This is a genomic window from Acidovorax sp. LjRoot38 (assembly GCF_964252975.1).
GTDB classification, from domain to species: domain Bacteria; phylum Pseudomonadota; class Gammaproteobacteria; order Burkholderiales; family Burkholderiaceae_C; genus Acidovorax; species Acidovorax facilis.
Genome location: NZ_CAXUPT020000007.1, coordinates 138,582 through 154,739, shown reverse-complemented (window position 1 = coordinate 154,739; position 16,158 = coordinate 138,582). Strand labels below are relative to the sequence as shown.

At 65.2% G+C, this 16,158-nt stretch carries 17 protein-coding genes; 12 read left to right on the top strand and 5 right to left on the bottom strand.

Annotated elements, in window-relative coordinates; genetic code table 11:
* On the bottom strand, window positions 1–1,665 hold the full coding sequence (locus tag ACSQ22_RS14855) for a DUF1302 domain-containing protein (protein ID WP_436130756.1): 1,665 nt from the start codon (window positions 1,663–1,665) through the stop codon (window positions 1–3).
* 154 nt (window positions 1,666–1,819) lie between these two features.
* Between ACSQ22_RS14855 and ACSQ22_RS14850 the strand changes: the two genes are divergently transcribed.
* Together ACSQ22_RS14850 and ACSQ22_RS14845 are read left to right on the top strand one after the other, a co-directional pair.
* Window positions 1,820–2,731, top strand: coding sequence for a LysR family transcriptional regulator (locus ACSQ22_RS14850; protein ID WP_218301500.1), 912 nt, complete (start codon window positions 1,820–1,822; stop codon window positions 2,729–2,731).
* 187 nt (window positions 2,732–2,918) lie between these two features.
* Entirely contained in the window at window positions 2,919–3,821 is a 903-nt protein-coding gene (locus tag ACSQ22_RS14845; RefSeq protein ID WP_436130832.1) for an EamA family transporter, read from the top strand.
* Window positions 3,822–3,836: 15 nt separating this feature from the next.
* On the opposite strand, the gene ACSQ22_RS14840 is transcribed toward ACSQ22_RS14845, so the two are convergent.
* Window positions 3,837–4,352 carry an Lrp/AsnC family transcriptional regulator gene (locus ACSQ22_RS14840; RefSeq protein WP_431150932.1) on the bottom strand — a complete coding sequence of 172 codons (516 nt, stop codon included), beginning with the start codon at window positions 4,350–4,352 and terminating at the stop codon, window positions 3,837–3,839.
* Between the two features lie 160 nt (window positions 4,353–4,512).
* Here ACSQ22_RS14840 and ACSQ22_RS14835 point away from each other — a divergent pair, with 160 nt between their 5' ends.
* Together ACSQ22_RS14835 and ACSQ22_RS14830 are read left to right on the top strand one after the other, a co-directional pair.
* Complete coding sequence (locus tag ACSQ22_RS14835) at window positions 4,513–5,529, top strand: 1-aminocyclopropane-1-carboxylate deaminase (RefSeq protein WP_436130755.1); 1,017 nt, start codon at window positions 4,513–4,515, stop codon at window positions 5,527–5,529.
* A 110-nt stretch (window positions 5,530–5,639) separates the two neighbouring features.
* A complete protein-coding gene (locus ACSQ22_RS14830; RefSeq protein ID WP_436130754.1) occupies window positions 5,640–6,638 on the top strand; it encodes a Bug family tripartite tricarboxylate transporter substrate binding protein in 999 nt (332 codons plus the stop codon).
* A gap of 40 nt (window positions 6,639–6,678) precedes the next feature.
* Here the strand turns inward: ACSQ22_RS14830 and ACSQ22_RS14825 are convergent, their stop codons facing one another.
* The 3 genes from ACSQ22_RS14825 to ACSQ22_RS14815 are packed head-to-tail and all read right to left on the bottom strand — an operon-like array spanning window position 6,679 to window position 10,074.
* Window positions 6,679–7,218, bottom strand: coding sequence for a hypothetical protein (locus ACSQ22_RS14825; protein WP_436130753.1), 540 nt, complete (start codon window positions 7,216–7,218; stop codon window positions 6,679–6,681).
* Complete coding sequence (locus ACSQ22_RS14820) at window positions 7,215–9,155, bottom strand: MFS transporter (RefSeq protein WP_436130752.1); 1,941 nt, start codon at window positions 9,153–9,155, stop codon at window positions 7,215–7,217. The genes ACSQ22_RS14825 and ACSQ22_RS14820 overlap by 4 nt, the downstream gene beginning before the upstream one ends.
* Window positions 9,156–9,210: 55 nt before the next feature.
* Window positions 9,211–10,074 (bottom strand): hypothetical protein, encoded by an 864-nt coding sequence (locus tag ACSQ22_RS14815; RefSeq protein ID WP_436130751.1) that lies wholly within the window; start codon window positions 10,072–10,074, stop codon window positions 9,211–9,213.
* A 134-nt stretch (window positions 10,075–10,208) separates the two neighbouring features.
* Here ACSQ22_RS14815 and ACSQ22_RS14810 point away from each other — a divergent pair, with 134 nt between their 5' ends.
* The 8 genes from ACSQ22_RS14810 to ACSQ22_RS14775 all read left to right on the top strand — a co-directional run bounded on the left by ACSQ22_RS14810 (window position 10,209) and on the right by ACSQ22_RS14775 (window position 16,154).
* Window positions 10,209–10,940, top strand: a complete 732-nt coding sequence (locus ACSQ22_RS14810) for a helix-turn-helix domain-containing protein (protein WP_055401999.1) — start codon at window positions 10,209–10,211, stop codon at window positions 10,938–10,940.
* Window positions 10,941–11,118: 178 nt separating this feature from the next.
* Window positions 11,119–12,021 (top strand): TetR family transcriptional regulator, encoded by a 903-nt coding sequence (locus tag ACSQ22_RS14805; protein ID WP_436130750.1) that lies wholly within the window; start codon window positions 11,119–11,121, stop codon window positions 12,019–12,021.
* Window positions 12,018–12,581, top strand: a complete 564-nt coding sequence (locus ACSQ22_RS14800) for a DUF2867 domain-containing protein (RefSeq protein ID WP_055402004.1) — start codon at window positions 12,018–12,020, stop codon at window positions 12,579–12,581. Before ACSQ22_RS14805 ends, ACSQ22_RS14800 begins: the two co-directional genes overlap by 4 nt.
* On the top strand, window positions 12,568–13,887 hold the full coding sequence (locus ACSQ22_RS14795) for an ABC1 kinase family protein (RefSeq protein ID WP_436130749.1): 1,320 nt from the start codon (window positions 12,568–12,570) through the stop codon (window positions 13,885–13,887). Before ACSQ22_RS14800 ends, ACSQ22_RS14795 begins: the two co-directional genes overlap by 14 nt.
* A gap of 12 nt (window positions 13,888–13,899) precedes the next feature.
* Window positions 13,900–14,325: a DUF6463 family protein gene (locus ACSQ22_RS14790; protein ID WP_436130748.1), complete on the top strand. Its 426-nt coding sequence runs from the start codon at window positions 13,900–13,902 to the stop codon at window positions 14,323–14,325.
* A 49-nt stretch (window positions 14,326–14,374) separates the two neighbouring features.
* Window positions 14,375–14,755, top strand: a complete 381-nt coding sequence (locus ACSQ22_RS14785) for a hypothetical protein (RefSeq protein WP_055402010.1) — start codon at window positions 14,375–14,377, stop codon at window positions 14,753–14,755.
* A gap of 187 nt (window positions 14,756–14,942) precedes the next feature.
* Window positions 14,943–15,485 (top strand): YXWGXW repeat-containing protein, encoded by a 543-nt coding sequence (locus tag ACSQ22_RS14780; RefSeq protein ID WP_121508377.1) that lies wholly within the window; start codon window positions 14,943–14,945, stop codon window positions 15,483–15,485.
* A gap of 174 nt (window positions 15,486–15,659) precedes the next feature.
* Window positions 15,660–16,154, top strand: a complete 495-nt coding sequence (locus tag ACSQ22_RS14775; protein WP_121421379.1) for a YXWGXW repeat-containing protein — start codon at window positions 15,660–15,662, stop codon at window positions 16,152–16,154.
* The last annotated feature ends 4 nt before the right edge of the window (window positions 16,155–16,158 follow it).

The window sequence follows — 16,158 nt, the reverse complement described above, 5'->3', positions numbered from 1 at the left end:
TCAGAAAGTGGTGCGGACCGAGAGCGTCAGCGAGTTGCGGTCTTTGAGCGCTTGCTTGTATTGCGCGTTGTTGGCGGCATCGAGCGTGGGCGCGGCCTTGCCCAGGTAATGCACATAGTTCAGCGACACGTTCCATGTGCCCAGGTACACCCCGGCCAGACCGAGGTTGATGTCCCCGCCCTTGTCCACCCCAAACCCCGGGCCAACGGCTGACGAGGCGCCGAACGTGTAGCCCATGCCGATGGAGGGGGTGAGATCCAGGCCCGGCAGCACCTGCCGGTAGCTGGGCGAATACACCATGCGCACGCCAGTGGCCGATTTGTCGGCATTGGGGTTGAGCATCTGCGCATTGCGTGTGACCTTGGTGCGCTGGTTCCAGGCCACCTCGCCCACAAAGGACGCTTCGCGCGATATCCATGAAGGGCCCAGCGATGCAATCCAGGACACCTGCGCATGCGCTGTTTCGCCGACTGCGTAGCCCGGATTACTGTTGTTGTTGAGGCCCGCATTCACGCCAATGGTGGCCAGCGTGGACTGCCCAGAGCTGGCCAGGGGCGCGTTGTGGCGCACCGAGACTTCGCCCGCCAGGCCCCAGTTATCAATCGTCTTGGAGAAGCTGGCGCCATAGGCGCGCACACCCTCGTGGTACATCCAGCGGTAGCTGCTGGCCCTCAGCGCGGGGGGCAGGCCTACCAGCACGTTGTTGATGTTGCTGGGGGTGGTGGCGTGGTAGCGGATGGCATAGAAACCCAGATCGGTGTCGATGGACTCGACCCGCCAGCGCAGCTGCAAGCCGCCCTGGCCCGAGTTCTTGGCATCCAGGTCTGCCTGCCGGATGAACGTGCCCGTGGGCCCCGCATTGATGCGCTCTGCACCCGGGCCCAGCGAATCACTGGTCGAGAGGTAGGCCCCCACGGGCATCAGCCGGGTCTTCTCCCACTCGTAGTTCACATACGCCCCCACCGTCACGTCGGACGACAGTTGCACCTGCCCCGAGACCTTGCCGGTCGGCCGGGCCACTTCCTTGAAGGTGGAGTTGGGTACCGACAGCAGCTTGATCAGGTCCAGCGGGGCCTGGCCGCCCGCGATGCCATTGGCGCCAAAGAACAGGCTCTCTCCCCACAACAGGGTGTGGCGGCCCAGGCGCACCGTGGCGGGCTTGTCGGCCACATCAAAGCGCCCGTACACAAAGGCGTCCAGCAGCTCGGCCTTGCGCCCCATGAGCTTGCGGGTCTCCGCCGGAAACTCGCTCGCAGGGCTGTGGTTGGACGTGGCGCTGGTGTTGTCCGTATGGCTGTTGTAGGCCTGGTCGTACCAGGCCGCCGCACTCAGGCGCGCACCGTAGCTGGGGCCGGTCAGATCCAGCTCGCTGAGCAGGTCCACGCGGTTGGACACCACACCACGCTTGAAATTGTTGTTGCCGTCGTTTTGGTTGGCCGCCAGGGGCAACGCGGACGACAACTCAGGCAGTGCCGTATTGAGGCGGCCGGTGAGGCTGTATTTGACGGTGTTGTCCCAGCGCAGCTTCCAGTCGGGGTTGCCAGTGTCCAGCTCGATGGCAGAAACACAGGGGGTGACAGCCAGAGTGGCAAGGGCCAGCGTGAGGCGGCTTCTGCGGCTTTGGGCAGCACCCCGCCGCACTGCGCCTGATGGGCAGTGTTTCATCATTTGTCTCCGTTCTGTTTTTTTGAGAATCTGATGACCAAAGGGGCTGGACATCGGTTCGGTGGCTACTGTAGGGAGTAAGCTCGCATTCGAAAAATGGATTTTTCAGATTCCATCAATTGATATCGCGAATATCAATGTTTACCCGTAGCTCATGCGATTCAACAAACTCGACCTGAACCTGCTGGTGGCGCTGGACGCGCTGCTGACCGAACGCAATATCAGCCGCGCGGGTGAGCGCATCCACCTGAGCCAGCCCGCCACCAGCAATGCGCTGGCGCGGCTGCGTGCGTATTTCGACGATGAGTTGCTGGTGCCGCAGGGCCGTCAGATGGTGCTGACGCCCCGCGCCGAGGCGCTGCTGGACCCGGTGCGTGAAGTGCTGATGCGCATCGACAGCACCATCGCTGAGAAGCCCCGCTTTGACCCCTCTACCGACACCCGGAGCTTCACGCTGCTGGTGTCAGACTTCACCACCACCGTGTTCATGCAGCCGCTGATCGAGAGGCTGTTTCACGAAGCGCCCGGGGTCCAGGTGCATCTGCGGGCACAAAACGCCCGCCCCGTGGAGCAGTTGGAGGAGTACGGGGCCGACATGCTAATCATCCCCGAGCAATATGTGTCGGCCAAACACCCGAGCATGACGCTGTTCGAGGAGACATACATGTGCGTCACCTGGACGGGCAACCCGCACATCCAAGGCCAGCTCAGCTTTGACGACTATCTGGCGGCGGGACATGTGGTGGCCGACTACTCCGGCGCGCGGCAGATCCCCGCGTTCGATGGCTGGTTTCTGGAGCGCTTTGGCGTCAAGCGCCGCATCGAAGTCACCGCGCCCACCCTCGCATCCCTGCCCAGCCTGGTGATCGGCACGGCACGCATTGCCACCGTGCACAAGCGCCTTGCTCAACGCGCGCTGCAGTACGGGCTGCCCATCCACGTATGGGAGCCCCCCCTGGAAATCCCGGTGATGCGCCAGACGCTTCAATGGCACCGCCATCGGGACAAGGACCTGGCTCTGCAGTGGTTGCGCGAGCGCGCAATCGAGGTGGCTACGCTTATTTAGAACCTGTTCAAGATTTTTTCAGGGTCGCACAAGGCCCTTGCCGGGATGGGATGCAAGGCGCAAGGCGCGCGAGAAATGTCTTGTTTTGATCGATATCCGGCCCATCGGTACCGGCCACACCCAGCGTGCCCACGCACAATCTCCCCATCCAGCCAGACCCTTCTACGGCCTCACCATGAATTTGCCCCTGCGCCCTCGTGATCTCGCCCTCGCCCTGCTCGTCATCGTCGTCTGGGGGCTGAACTTTGCGGTGATCAAAGTCGGTGTGGCCGATGTGCCGCCCATGCTGCTGGGCGCGCTGCGCTACCTTCTGGCGGCATTTCCGGCGCTGCTGTTCGTCAAGCCGCCCAAGGTGCCGCTCAGGCTGTACCTGCTGTATGGCATGACCATGGCCGTGGGCCAGTTTGCGCTGCTGTTCACCGCCATCCAGATCGGCATGCCTTCGGGCCTGGCTTCGCTGGTGCTGCAGGCGCAGTCGTTCTTCACCCTGCTGCTGGCCGCCTGGTGGCTGCGTGAGAAATGGCAGGGCAACCAGGTGGCCGGCCTGGCGCTGGCGGGTGCGGGGCTGGTGCTGATTGGCAGCGCACATGGTGCCTCGATGCCATTGGCAGGTTTTGCACTGACCGTGGCGGCCGCTGCGCTGTGGGGCTGCGGCAATATCGTCACCCGCGCCGTGGGGCGTTATGGGCCGATGAACCAGTTTGCCTTCATCGTCTGGTCCAGCGTGGTGGCGCCACTGCCTTTCGTGGCACTGTCGCTGTGGATCGACGGCCCGGGTGCCGTGCTGTCCGCCGTGCAGCACCTGTCGCTGAAATCCATGGCCGCCGTGGCCTATATCGCCTGGATTTCCACGTTGCTGGGCTTTGGCCTATGGACCTACCTCATGTCGCGCTACCCCGTGAACCGCGTGGCGCCCTTCACGCTGCTGGTGCCCGTGGTGGGCCTGACCACGGGCTGGGTGGTGTTTGGCGAGCAGTTGCTGCCTGTGCACTTTGCGGGCGCAGGGCTCTTGATGGCAGGGCTGGTGGTCAACGTGTTTGGCGGCACCGCCTGGACGGCGGTGATGGGGCGGCTGCGCGGAGCGCAATAAAGAAATGGGCTTTCGCTACACCGCCAGCGGCAGCTCGGTGGTCGAAAGCACATTGCGCAGCACCATGAATGAGCGCACCTGCCGCACGCCTGGCAGGTAGAGCAGTTGCTCGGCGTGCAGGCGATTGAAGCTGTCGTTGTCGCGCGTGCGCACCAGCATGAAGTAGTCAAACTCGCCAGTGACTACATGGCATTCCATGCAGCCCGACACCTTGGCGGCCGCCTTTTCAAATTCGGCAAACGACTCGGGCGTGGAGCGGTCCAGCACCACGCCAATCATCACCAGCATGCCCGCCCCCACGGCCTGGGGGTTGAGCAGTGCCACCACCTTGTCGATGAGCCCCAGGCGCCTGAGGCGCTCTACCCGGCGCAGGCAGGCGGGGGGGCTCAAGTGCACCTTCTCGGCCAGTGCCACGTTCGACAGCGACGCATCGCGCTGCAGCTGGCGCAGGATGGCTTTGTCGGTGCGGTCCAGTTCGGCCGAGACATCGGCCTGCGGCACATTCTTGACACGAACTTTTATTGCGCACATAGATTATTTAGAGAAACATTTTTCGCCAATATTCTCTTTCATAAACCATAAACTCTGAAATTCGAACAAATTTTGCAACCACGTGATGCGCGCATTTTTCTACGATGAAGGCACTGCAAGCCCCCCGCTTGCGCCTTCTCTTCATCGACCGGAAACCGCCATGAACCTGCAGAAATTTGCCCGCCACCCGCTCACCTTCGGCCCCTCGCCCATCACACCGCTGCCGCGCCTGTCGGCCCACCTGGGCGGCAAGGTACACCTGTATGCCAAGCGCGAAGACTGCAACTCGGGCCTGGCTTTCGGCGGCAACAAAACCCGTAAGCTCGAATACCTCATCCCCGAAGCGATTGCAGGCGGCTACGACACGCTGGTGTCGATTGGCGGCATCCAGTCCAACCAGACACGCCAGGTGGCCGCCGTGGCCGCACACCTGGGCATGAAGTGCGTGCTGGTGCAGGAGAACTGGGTGAACTACTCCGATGCGGTGTACGACCGCGTGGGCAACATCGAGATGAGCCGCATCATGGGCGCCGATGTGCGCCTGGATGCTGCGGGCTTCGACATCGGCATCCGCCCCAGCTGGGAGCAGGCCATGGACGATGTGAAAAAGGCCGGTGGCAAGCCCTTCCCCATCCCGGCCGGTTGCTCCGAGCACCCGTATGGCGGCCTGGGCTTTGTGGGCTTTGCCGAAGAGGTTCGCCAGCAAGAGAAGGAGCTGGGCTTCCAGTTCGACTACATCGTCGTGTGCTCGGTTACGGGCAGCACGCAGGCCGGCATGGTGGTGGGCTTTGCGGCCGATGGCCGGGCGCGCAAGGTGATCGGCATCGACGCCTCGGCCAAACCCGAGAAGACCCATGCGCAGATCCTGCGCATCGCCCAAAACACCGCCAAGCTCGTGGAGCTGGGCCAGCAGCTGACCGCCGAAGACGTGGTGCTGGACACCCGTTACGGCGGCCCTGAGTACGGCCTTCCCAACGAGGGCACGCTCGAAGCCATCCGCCTGTGCGCGCGCCAGGAAGGCATGCTCACGGACCCGGTGTACGAAGGCAAGTCCATGCACGGCATGATCGACATGGTGCGCAAGGGTGAGTTCCCCGAAGGCTCTCGCGTGTTGTACGCGCACCTGGGAGGCGTGCCAGCGCTCAACGCCTACAGCTTTCTCTTTCGCAACGGCTGATGCGTCCAGCGAGCAGCACCGGCTGGCACCGCTGGCCCGGCTGTCGTTGATCTGAGTGGCCCTGGCCTCGATGCTAGAGGCCTACGCTTTTCCCCTCCAAGGAGTGCCCCATGAAGTGCTTGCAGATCGACAGGCGACGTAGCGTGACCCTCTTGGCAGCAGCCCTCGCGGGGCTGGGACTCGGAACGCCGTGGCTGGCGCTTGCCGAAGGCTATCCGACCAAGCCGATACAGCTCATCGTTCCCTTCCCGCCAGCGGGCGCCGTGGACATCGTGGGTCGAACGATCAGCAAGAAGCTGGGCGACCGCCTTGGCCAGCCCATCGTGATTGAGAACAAGGCGGGTGCAGGCACTGTGGTCGGAGCGGCCTTCGTGGCCAACGCACCCGCCGATGGCTACACGCTCTTGATCAGTTCGGGCTCCACGTTCACCGTGAATCCGGCGCTCAATGCCAAGCTGCCCTACGACCCCGTCAAGAGCTACGAGCCCATCGGCATGGTGGCCCGCGTGCCGCTGATCCTGCTGGCAAACCGCGAGGTGCCGGTGGGCAATCTCAAGCAGCTGATCGGGGCGGTGCAGCGCGCTCCCGACAAGTTTTCCTACGGCTCCTTTGGCAACGGCACCACCGGCCACTTCGCGGCCGAGCTGACGTGGTCTGCCGCCGGCATCAAGCTGATGCACGTGCCCTACCGAGGCAGCGCGCCCGCCATGAGCGACCTGATGGGCGGGCAGATCCCCTTCACCATCGACACCGTGGCCGCAGCGCTGCCACAGCTCAAGGCGGGCAAGATCAAGGCCATTGCCGTCACGGGTGCAACGCGGGCCACGCAACTGCCCGATGTGCCTACGGTGGCGGAAAGTGGCTTCCCCGGGTTCTCGGCCGACTCCTGGCTGGCCGTGGTTGCGCCACGCGGCTTACCCGCCGAGGCCAAGGCCAAACTGCACAAGGCCCTGGCCGACACCCTGGCGGACGCGGAGGTCCGCAGCAAGCTCATCGCCGCCGGACTGGAGCCGTCGTACGCCACGGGCGATGCCGTGCTCACGCAGATCGAAGACGAGTTGCCACGCATGCGTGCAATTGCACAGCGCGCGCAGATCCGCGCGGATTGAACGCCGCGCGAGGCCCCTTGCCTTTGGCCCTTTTGGACTCTCAGCCCCGCAGCCAGACCAGCATGTGCGGATAGGCCGGGGTTCCGCCCGGCAGGACCTGCGCGGGCAGCAGGGTGAGCCCCGCAGCGGCCAGGCCCGAGGCGCCCAGGTACACCCCCAGCTCAAAGGTGGTGCGCAACCCGACGGAGCGCCCGTGGTAACCGCCGTCATGGAACAGCACGGCGGCATCCAGCCCCAGGTGCCGAGTGGCCGCCCAGGCCCAGGCCGTGGCTTCGATCTCACCACCGTGGGCCACCTCGGGCAGGTCCTGCAGCGCATCATCCAGGGTGGACCGCAGCGCCGTGGGTACCACCGCCAGGTGGCCCGCTTCGTGCAGCAGATCTCCAGGCCAGCGCAGCCGCGCCCGGTCCACACGCAGGCCACCCCGCTCGATGCGGACGCCGGGTAGAAAACTGCCTTCGGGGACCTCGGCCTCGCAGACCGCAAGGCCGATGCTGCGCAGGAAGGCCAGGATGCGGTCCGTCAATGCGCCGTGGTCCGCCGCTGCCGCTGCAGCGTTGGAGGATTCATCGCGGCTCATGCTTGCAGCAGGTCCGCCACCTGGGTGCGCAGCAGCGCGGGCTGCACCTGCGTCGATGCCACCGGGCGACCCACATTGAGCCCCACACGGCTGAAAAATCCCCGCCGGAACGGTCGCACCATGGCGCCGCCCTGCTCAATACGGCTGAAGTACGAGCCCCACAAATTGGTCAGCGCCATAGGGATCACTGGGGCTTCAACACCCTCTGCGCGCGCGCGCTCGATGATCTTCATAATGCCGCCCTTGAACTCCTGCAGCTGCCCGTCCTTGGTGATTCCACCTTCAGGGAAGATGGCCAGCAGGTCTCCCTCGCGCAGCACCTGCGCGGCGCGGTCGAAGGCGGCTTCGTAAGTCTTGGGGTCTTCCTTGTAGGGTGCAATCGGAATCGCCTTGGCGAGGCGGAACAGCCAGCCCAGCACCGGCACGCGGAAGATGCGGTGGTCCATCACGAAGTAGATGGGGCGCGGGCTGGCCGCCATGAGCAACACGGCATCGACAAAGCTCACGTGGTTGCAGGCCAGGATGGCCGCGCCCGCCGAAGGCAGGTTCTCGTCGCCCTGCACCTTGAAGCGGTACACGAAGCGCGACGACACCCAGGCCACAAACCGCAGCAGGTACTCGGGCACCAGCATGAAGATATAGAACGCCACCACCGCGTTGGCGATGCCGGTGAACAGGAAGATCTGCGGCACCGTGAAGCCCGCGCCCAACAAGGCACCGGCGATGAGCGAGCTGGCGATCATGAACAGTGCGTTCAGGATGTTATTGGCCGCGATGATGCGTGCGCGGTGCGTGGGCTGGCTGCGCATCTGGATCAGTGCGTACATGGGCACGCTGTACAGGCCAGCAAACAGGCTGAGCAGCAGCAGATCCAGCATCACACGCCAGTGCGCGCCCTGGGCCATGAAGGCGGCCAAGCCCATGATCTCGGCAGGGGGCAGGTTGCGCGAGGCGAAGTACAGGTCGATGGAGAACACGCTCATGCCGATGGCGCCCAGCGGCACCAAGCCGATCTCGACATGGCGGCGCGAGAGCACCTCGCACAGCAGCGAGCCGATGCCGATGCCGATGGAGAACACCACCAGGAGCAGCGACGCCACCTGTTCGTTGCCGTGCAACACCTCCTTGGACAGGCTCGGAAACTGGCTCAGAAACACGGCGCCAAAGAACCACATCCAGCTGATGCCGAGCAGCGAGCGAAACACTGCGACGTTCTCGTGCGCCAGTTTCAGGTTGCGCCAGGTTTCCGTGAAGGGATTCCAGTTGATGGTCAGGCCCGGGTCGGTGGCGGGCAGCGAGGGAATGAACTGCGCGACCGCGCGCCCGGCCAGGGCCGCCACCACGCAGGCCACGGCCACCGTGGTGTGGCCAATGCCCGGGATGGCCACCAGCAGGCCACCGGCCACATTGCCCAGCAGGATGGCCACAAAGGTGCCCATCTCCACCATGCCATTGCCGCCGGTCAGCTCACGTTCGTTGAGCACCTGGGGCATATAGGCGAACTTCACGGGGCCGAACAGCGTGGAGTGCACGCCCATCAGAAAGGTACACAGCAGCAAGACGGGCACGTTGTCCGTCATGAACCCGAAGGCCGCCACCAGCATGATGGCGATCTCCATGTTCTTCACGAAGCGGATCATCTTTGTCTTGTCGTACTTGTCGGTCAGCTGCCCCGAGGTGGCCGAGAACAGCAAAAACGGCAGAATGAACAGCGCACCAATCACCAGCCCCGCCATCGCTGGCGGTAGCCACGACACGCTGAGCTGGTAGGTCACCATCACGGTGAACGCGAACTTGAAGAGGTTGTCGTTGGCCGCCCCAGAAAATTGCGTCCAGAAGAACGGCGCAAATCGCCGCTGGCGCAGCAGGGCGAACTGGTTCGGGTCCTCATGCGTCGGCACTGGCGCCGCGCTGGCTGAGGGAGTCTCGGGGTGCATGCGTTTCTCCTCGTTTCCGATGGGTTGGCTTGTTGGAATTTTCCGTGCCCGCACTTCACACACGTGAACTGCGGGCGACACCCACGGCGTGGGCGCCATTCTGCACAAACAATGTGACCTTTGGCCCGCCCGATGCCCGGTAGGGATGCCACTCCGCCAGGGCCATCAGAACGGGCCAAGCCGCGCCTGCGGCAAACAGGTGCTTGAGGCTGTGGCCCGACACCGCCTGGTAGGTGGCGCCAAACACCGCGTGGTCCGCCGCCTCGAACAACTTGGCCACGGCATACAGGCCAATGACCGCGCCCAAGTGCACCGCCAGCGCTCCATCGCGCCGGGGGAGACAGGCGAGCGCCAATACCACCAGCATGCCGCCCAGTTGCACTACGGCCCAGGGCATCAGGTTGGCGGTGTGTGCCCACCACAGCACGGCCATCGGCCCCGCCAGCAGCACTGCCCCCGCCATGGCCCAGCCTGCCCGTTCGCTCACGCGGCTGGCCGCCGCCAGCCCCAGCAGGCCCGCAAACGGCAGCACCATGCCCAACCGGTCCCACAGCAAACCCGCATCCTGCGGTTGCCAGTGGTAAACGCTGGAGCCCACGGCCGTACACAGCAGCCCCGCAAAGAACAATGCGGCCAGTGCGCGGGAGGTGTTGTCCAGCACGCCCGGCGCCAGACGGCGCAACGCCCACAGGCCCCACACCCCTGCAATGGCAAACGGCAGATTGCTCAGCACGTCCACCGCACAAGGAATGCCCCACAGCGCCCGCTGGTCGGCAAAGCCATGCTGGTGCACGCTTGCGGGCAGCACCGGGCCGAATGCGGCCAACGCCAGCAAGGCGATCAAGCCCAGCAACAGGCCCAGTTCGGCACGGGCCACTGGCTTGTGCCGCCGGGTAGGGAGAGAAATCAGAAAGCTCATGGTCGCCACATCCTTGGGTGGTAGGGAATGCCGCGCAGTGTGTGCAGCCGCGGTCATCCAGACCTCAGAAAGTCGCTCAGAGGGCTACTCAGGCCACCTGGGGTATTGATAATCGATACCCAGGAGCAAAAAACATGAGCACTACGGCCGACCTCGTCACCGCCCTGAAGAAGGAACTCAAGACCGCGCAGATGACCTACGCCGACCTGGCGTTGGCATTGGGCATGGCCGAGTCCAGCGTCAAGCGCATGCTGGCCAAGGGCGACATGCCGCTGTCGCGCATCGACGCCATCTGCCGCGCACTGGCGCTGGACTTTGCCGATCTGGCGCGGCGTGTGGCCGACGAACAGCCGCTGTTGAAAGAGCTGACGCAAGAGCAGGAAAAAGCCGTGGTGGGCGACAAGAAACTGCTGCTGATGGCGATTTGCGTGCTCAGCCAATGGACGCTGGAGCAGGTGACCACCGCCTACCGCCTCACCGAGGCCGAGGGCATCAAGTACCTCGCACAGCTCGACCGCATCGGCATCATCGAGCTGCGGCCACTGAACCGCTACCGCCTCAAGCTGGCCAAGACCTTTCGCTGGCGCCCGCATGGCCCGGTGATGAACTACTTTCGTGACCACGCGTTGCTGGACTACTTCGCGGGCGGCTTTGACGGCGCGGGCGAAGGCGTGCTGCTGGTGCACGGCAACATCAGCCGCAGCCTGGCCCCAGCGTTCATGGAGCGCATGCAGCGCGTGGCCCAGGACTTTGCCCAGCAGCACCTGGCCGACCAGAAGCTGCCCGACCGCGAGCGCGAGGGCTACACCTTGCTGCTGGCGATGCGCAGCTGGGAGTTTGAGGCGTTTGCGTCCATGCGGCGCTGATTTACTCTTATTTTGATAGCTATCAGCGCTTTACCAAAAAGCGCCAGAGGCCAAAAACACCCTAAATTTATGAGTTGAGCACAGCGCCAGCAGCTGTGCTGTGCCACCCCTGCTTGACGCAACAAACAGAAAATACTATTCTTTAAATAACAAATTTTGTTTATTTAAAGATAGTCAAATGAAAACCACCCGCCAGCAACAAGACGCCACGCGCCGCCAGATCGTGGCCAGCGCGGTGGACCTCATGACCCGCCAGGGCTTTGACGGCACGACGATGAAAGACATCGCGCGTGCAGCAGGCATTGGCGACGCCACGATCTACAAGTACTTCCCCACCAAGGACCGCATCGTGCTCGGCTACCTGGACGATGTGGGCCACCAGGCGCTGGCCGAAACCCTGCAGACGCCAGGCTTCGCGGGCTATCAGCTGCAGGAAAAGCTGCAGCGCCTGACCGACGCCGTGCTGGAGCGCCTGCTGGCCGACCGCGAATTTGTGGCCCAGGTGCGCAGTCTGGCGCGGCGCTCGCCGCTGTCGATGCTGGCCGAGCCCCTGGCGGCGCGCCAGAGCCTGCGCGAGGCCGTCGCCAGCTTTCTCGAAGCGGCAGAGGCCAGTGGCGAAATCGAGCCCTGCGACTTCAAGGGCATGGCGGGTGGGCTCTACACCGACTACCTGGCCGGTGTGGTGACCTACTGGCTGGCCGACACCTCCGACGAATTTGCCGACACCGCGCAGCTGGTGGACCTTTCGCTGGGTGTGCTGGTGCAGGCACTGCGTGGCGGGCTCGTCAATCGCGTGCTGCAACTGGGCGGCTTTGTGCTGCGCAGCCAGATGGCCCGCATGGTGCAGCACAGCAGCGGCCTCATGGGGATGCTGCAGCTGGCCAAGCAGGCCATGGCCAGCGCGCCCTACAGCACTCCCCAGGCACACCAGGCCCACACGGCAAACGCCGGTTCACCCGCAGCGCCAGAGCCTTCCAAGCCGCCCCGTACGCCGCGCAAACCACGCGCAGCCAGCCCAGTCCCGCCCCCCAGCACCACCGCCAAGCCCGCCGCCGCACCACGCAAGTGGAAGTCCGCATGACCACCGCCCCCACCGTGCGCGAAACGCAGGTGCCCGCAGGCACCGCCATCCATGCAAGCTTGCCCGGCGCCCATTTTTTTGATGCCTACGAGGTGGCTGACGGCCAGCCATCCCACACCGCCCTGCAGGCCTGGCTGGACGTGGTGGCCCGCACGCCGCGCTGGACACAAATGCTCATGACCGTGCGCAACAAGCTGGTGCGGCTGGTGGGCCTGAAGGACCTGGGGCAACTGCACGATGGGTACCCGCCCGCCAGCGGCAAATCGCTGCGCGAGGCCAGCAGCTACCGTGTGGGCGACCGCGTGGGCATCTTCCGCATCCGCCACCTGAGCGACACCGAAGTCGTGATGGGCCAGGACGACAGGCACCTCGACGTGCAGGTTGCACTGACCAAGCACAGCGGACGGACCGAGACCTCTGGGCCGCCGACCATGGTGCTCAGCACCGTGGTGCACATCCACAACACGCTCGGGCATGCCTACATGGCGGTGGTGACACCCTTTCACCGCCGCATCGCACGGGCCATGGTGCAACGCCTGGCAGACCATGGCACGCACTGAACCGCCGCGCACCAGCCGCCTTGCGCGCGGCACCATCACGGGCATCGCTGCCGCGCGCATCGGGATGGCCCAGCTGGGGCACCGCGTGCGCACGCCATCTGCCCAAGCACAGGCCGACCACGAAGCCGCCCTCGGCCGCATCCTCTTTGGCGCGCTGGGCCAGTTGCGGGGCTCGGCGCTCAAGGTGTCGCAGTTGCTCAGCATGCACCCCGGCCTGCTGCCCGACGGTGTGCGGCAAGAGCTGGCGCGCGCCCACCACCAGGCCCCGCCACTCAACCGCGCGCTGGTGGGCCGCGTGTTCCGCCAAGCTTTCGGGCAGGAGCCCGAGGCACTGTTTGAACACTTCGAACCCACCGCCTTCGCCGCCGCCAGCCTGGGCCAGGTGCACCGCGCGCAGCTGGCAGGCCACGGCACGGTAGCCGTGAAGGTGCAGTACCCCGGCATCGCCGCCACCATCACCAGCGACATGCAGCTCATGCGCGCCGCGCTGCGCGCCCTGGCCCATACCGACATGCCGCTGCCCGCCAACACCGTGGTGGACAGCGTGATGACCGAGATCGAGGCCACGCTGCTGCGCGAGGTGGATTACCTGCAGGAGGCCGAACAACTGCAGTGGTTTGCACAGCACGCGGCGCTGCCAGGCGTGGTGCTGGCCCAGCCCATCCTGTCGCACACCCGGGCCCAGGTGCTCACACAGCAGTTTCTGCCGGGCCAGCATCTGCAGGACTGGCTGGCCTCGCAGCCCACGCAGGCGCAGCGCGACCGGGCCGGACAGCACCTGTGGGACTGGTTCATGCACTGCCTCTTTGTGCTGGGCCGAGTGCACGCCGATCCGCACCCGGGCAATTTCTTGTTCGCACCCGATGGCACCGTGGGCGTGCTGGACTTTGGCTGCACGCGCAGCCTGTCGGAGCACTTTCGCACCCAGGTGACAAAGGCATGGTCCGCCCTGCTGAGGCCTGCCACCGACCCACAGCGAGACGCGCTGGTGCTGCAGGCCTACCAGGCACTCGGACTCGTCAACGCCCGCCTCACCGTGTCGGCCTACACCGCCGAACTCGCGCCCGCACTGGCTGACATGCAGGCCTGGCAGATGGAGCCCTTCACGCAACCGATTTTCGATTTTGGCGTCAAGACGCCGCCACCCATCACGGCCGGACGGCACCAGCGCATGCTGGGCAAGCACCTGGTGCAGGTGCCCGGCGAGATGCCCGCGTTCGAGCGCATGTGGATGGGCCTCATGCACCTGCTTACGGGGCTGGGCGCGCGTGTCCACACGCATTGCCCCGCCCTTCTTCCTTCATAGGACCCCACCCACATGACCTCACAGACTTCCCCCTCCCCTCGCTCTACGGCCATACCGTTTCGCAACCGCTGGAAGGGCCAGTGGATGCTGGCCGTGGCGGTGCTGCACACGCTGTATGCCGCCGTCGTGTTTCCGACCCAGCTGCAAGAGATCGTGCGGCGCGGCGTTTTCAACAGCGTACACAAAGACCCGGCCGTGGGCGCCGTGGTCTGGTTTGTACTGTTCGGCGTGTTGTTCGCGTTGCTGGGCTGGGCCATCCTGCTGGCCGAACGCAACGCTGCCCTGGCGCCCGTTCCTTTGCGCGGGCTGGGTGCCGGGTTGCTGGCACTCACGGTGCTGGGCATTGTGCTCATGCCTTCCTCCGGCTTCTGGCTGGCGCTGCCGCCCGCGCTGGCCCTGTGCTGGCCCCAAAGCGCTGAAGGCGAAAAAGGCGGTTGATGCGCTGCGTCTGCACCTTCCACCATCCTGATTGAACTAGAAACTGTCCATGAATACTGCGCTGGTACTGGCAGCCGGGGGCCTCGCCCTGGTGGGTGTTGCGCACTCGGTGCTGGGTGAATTGCTGGTGTTTCGCGCCCTGCGCACAGAGGGCATCGTGCCCACCGGCGGACGGCCCGTGCTGCGGGAGTGGCAGGTGCGCATTCTGTGGGGCACCTGGCACCTGGCCACCGTGCTGGGCTGGGCCCTGAGCGCCTTGATGTGGCGCCTGGGGACCGCGCCCCTGGACGCGGACCTGGGAGCCTGGGTGGCCGATGTGGCCGGGGTCGCCACGCTGGCCAGCGGCGTGCTGGTGTTCTATGCCACTGAGGGCCGACACCCGGCCTGGTTTGCGTTGCTCGTGGTGGCGGCGCTGGTGTGGTGGCGCTGAAGGGCCGCACCATGTTCACGGGGTGGGCAGCTTGCCAGAAGTGTGAGAAAAATCACGGAAACCGCTGCTGCTCCTGCTGCAGGAAACACAACTTCACAAGACTTCGCAATTCGCCTACACCGGCTTGACGCAGCATCTGCACCATGAAGTATCCGGTTCCGCAAGGAATCATTCTGAGGAGATCACCATGGCCCGCAATGCACTCGCCGCTGTTTCCATCGCCTTGCTGTCTCTGGGCGCCGCAACGGTGGCGCAGGCACAGACCAGCGCCACTGTTGTCATCCAGTCGGGGCAGCCCCACCACTACCAGGCGCCAGCGCCCATGGTGGTGCAATACGGCCCACCACCGCCCCCCCGCCATGAAGTGGCGCCCCGCCCTCGGCACAACATGGTGTGGGTGCCCGGCTATTGGGATTGGCGCGGCCACCGCCATGTCTGGGTCCAGGGCCACTGGGTCAAGGCCCGCCCTGGTTACTACTACCGCGAGCCGCGCTGGGTGGAACACGGCGGCCGGTGGGACCTGCGCCCCGGCCGCTGGGACCGTGATGGCGACGGCATCCCCAACCGCTATGACCGTGACCGCGATGGCGATGGTGTTCCCAACCGCTACGACCGCGATCACCACGACCGAGACCGCGATGGCGTGTCCAACCGCTATGACCGCGACCGTGACGGAGACGGCGTTCCCAATCGGCACGACCGCCGCCCGGACAACCCCTACCGCAATTGAACGATTGAGAGAGTGAACAACTGAAGGAGCGGAAGGAGCGCGGAGGCTCGCGAGCCCCGCGCCCACTCCCCCCTTTGGCCTACGCCCGCCCCCGCTGAGCACCTACGTGGCGCCGCGCACCAGGCCGCCACCATGCAAAGACCGATTTCGCCAGGAATCACCCCGGAGACCACCATGACCCGCCAAACACTGACCGCAGCCGCCATCGCCCTGATGGCACTGCTGCCCCTCGTACCGACACACGCGGCCATCCAGGGCACCGTCGTCATTCAGTCCGACCAGCCACAGCGTGGGTACCAGCCCACGCAGACCTACCAGGTGATTCCCGCGCCCCCACCGCCACGGTACGAAGCCGTGCCGCGCCCACGCCGTGGCCAGGTGTGGGAACAAGGCCATTGGGAATGGCGCGGCAACCGCCACCGCTGGGTGAAGGGCCACTGGGTACAAGCGCGCAGCGGCTACCAGTACCGGCAGCCCCAATGGGTGGAACGCGATGGCCGCTGGGAAATGCAGCGGGGCCGCTGGGACAGTGACGGTGACGGCATTGCCGACCGCAACGACCGGGACCGCGATGGCGATGGCATCTCCAACCGCAATGACCGTGATCGCGACGGTGACGGCGTGTCCAACCGCCGCGACAGCCAGCCGGACAACCCGCGCCGCAACTGATCTG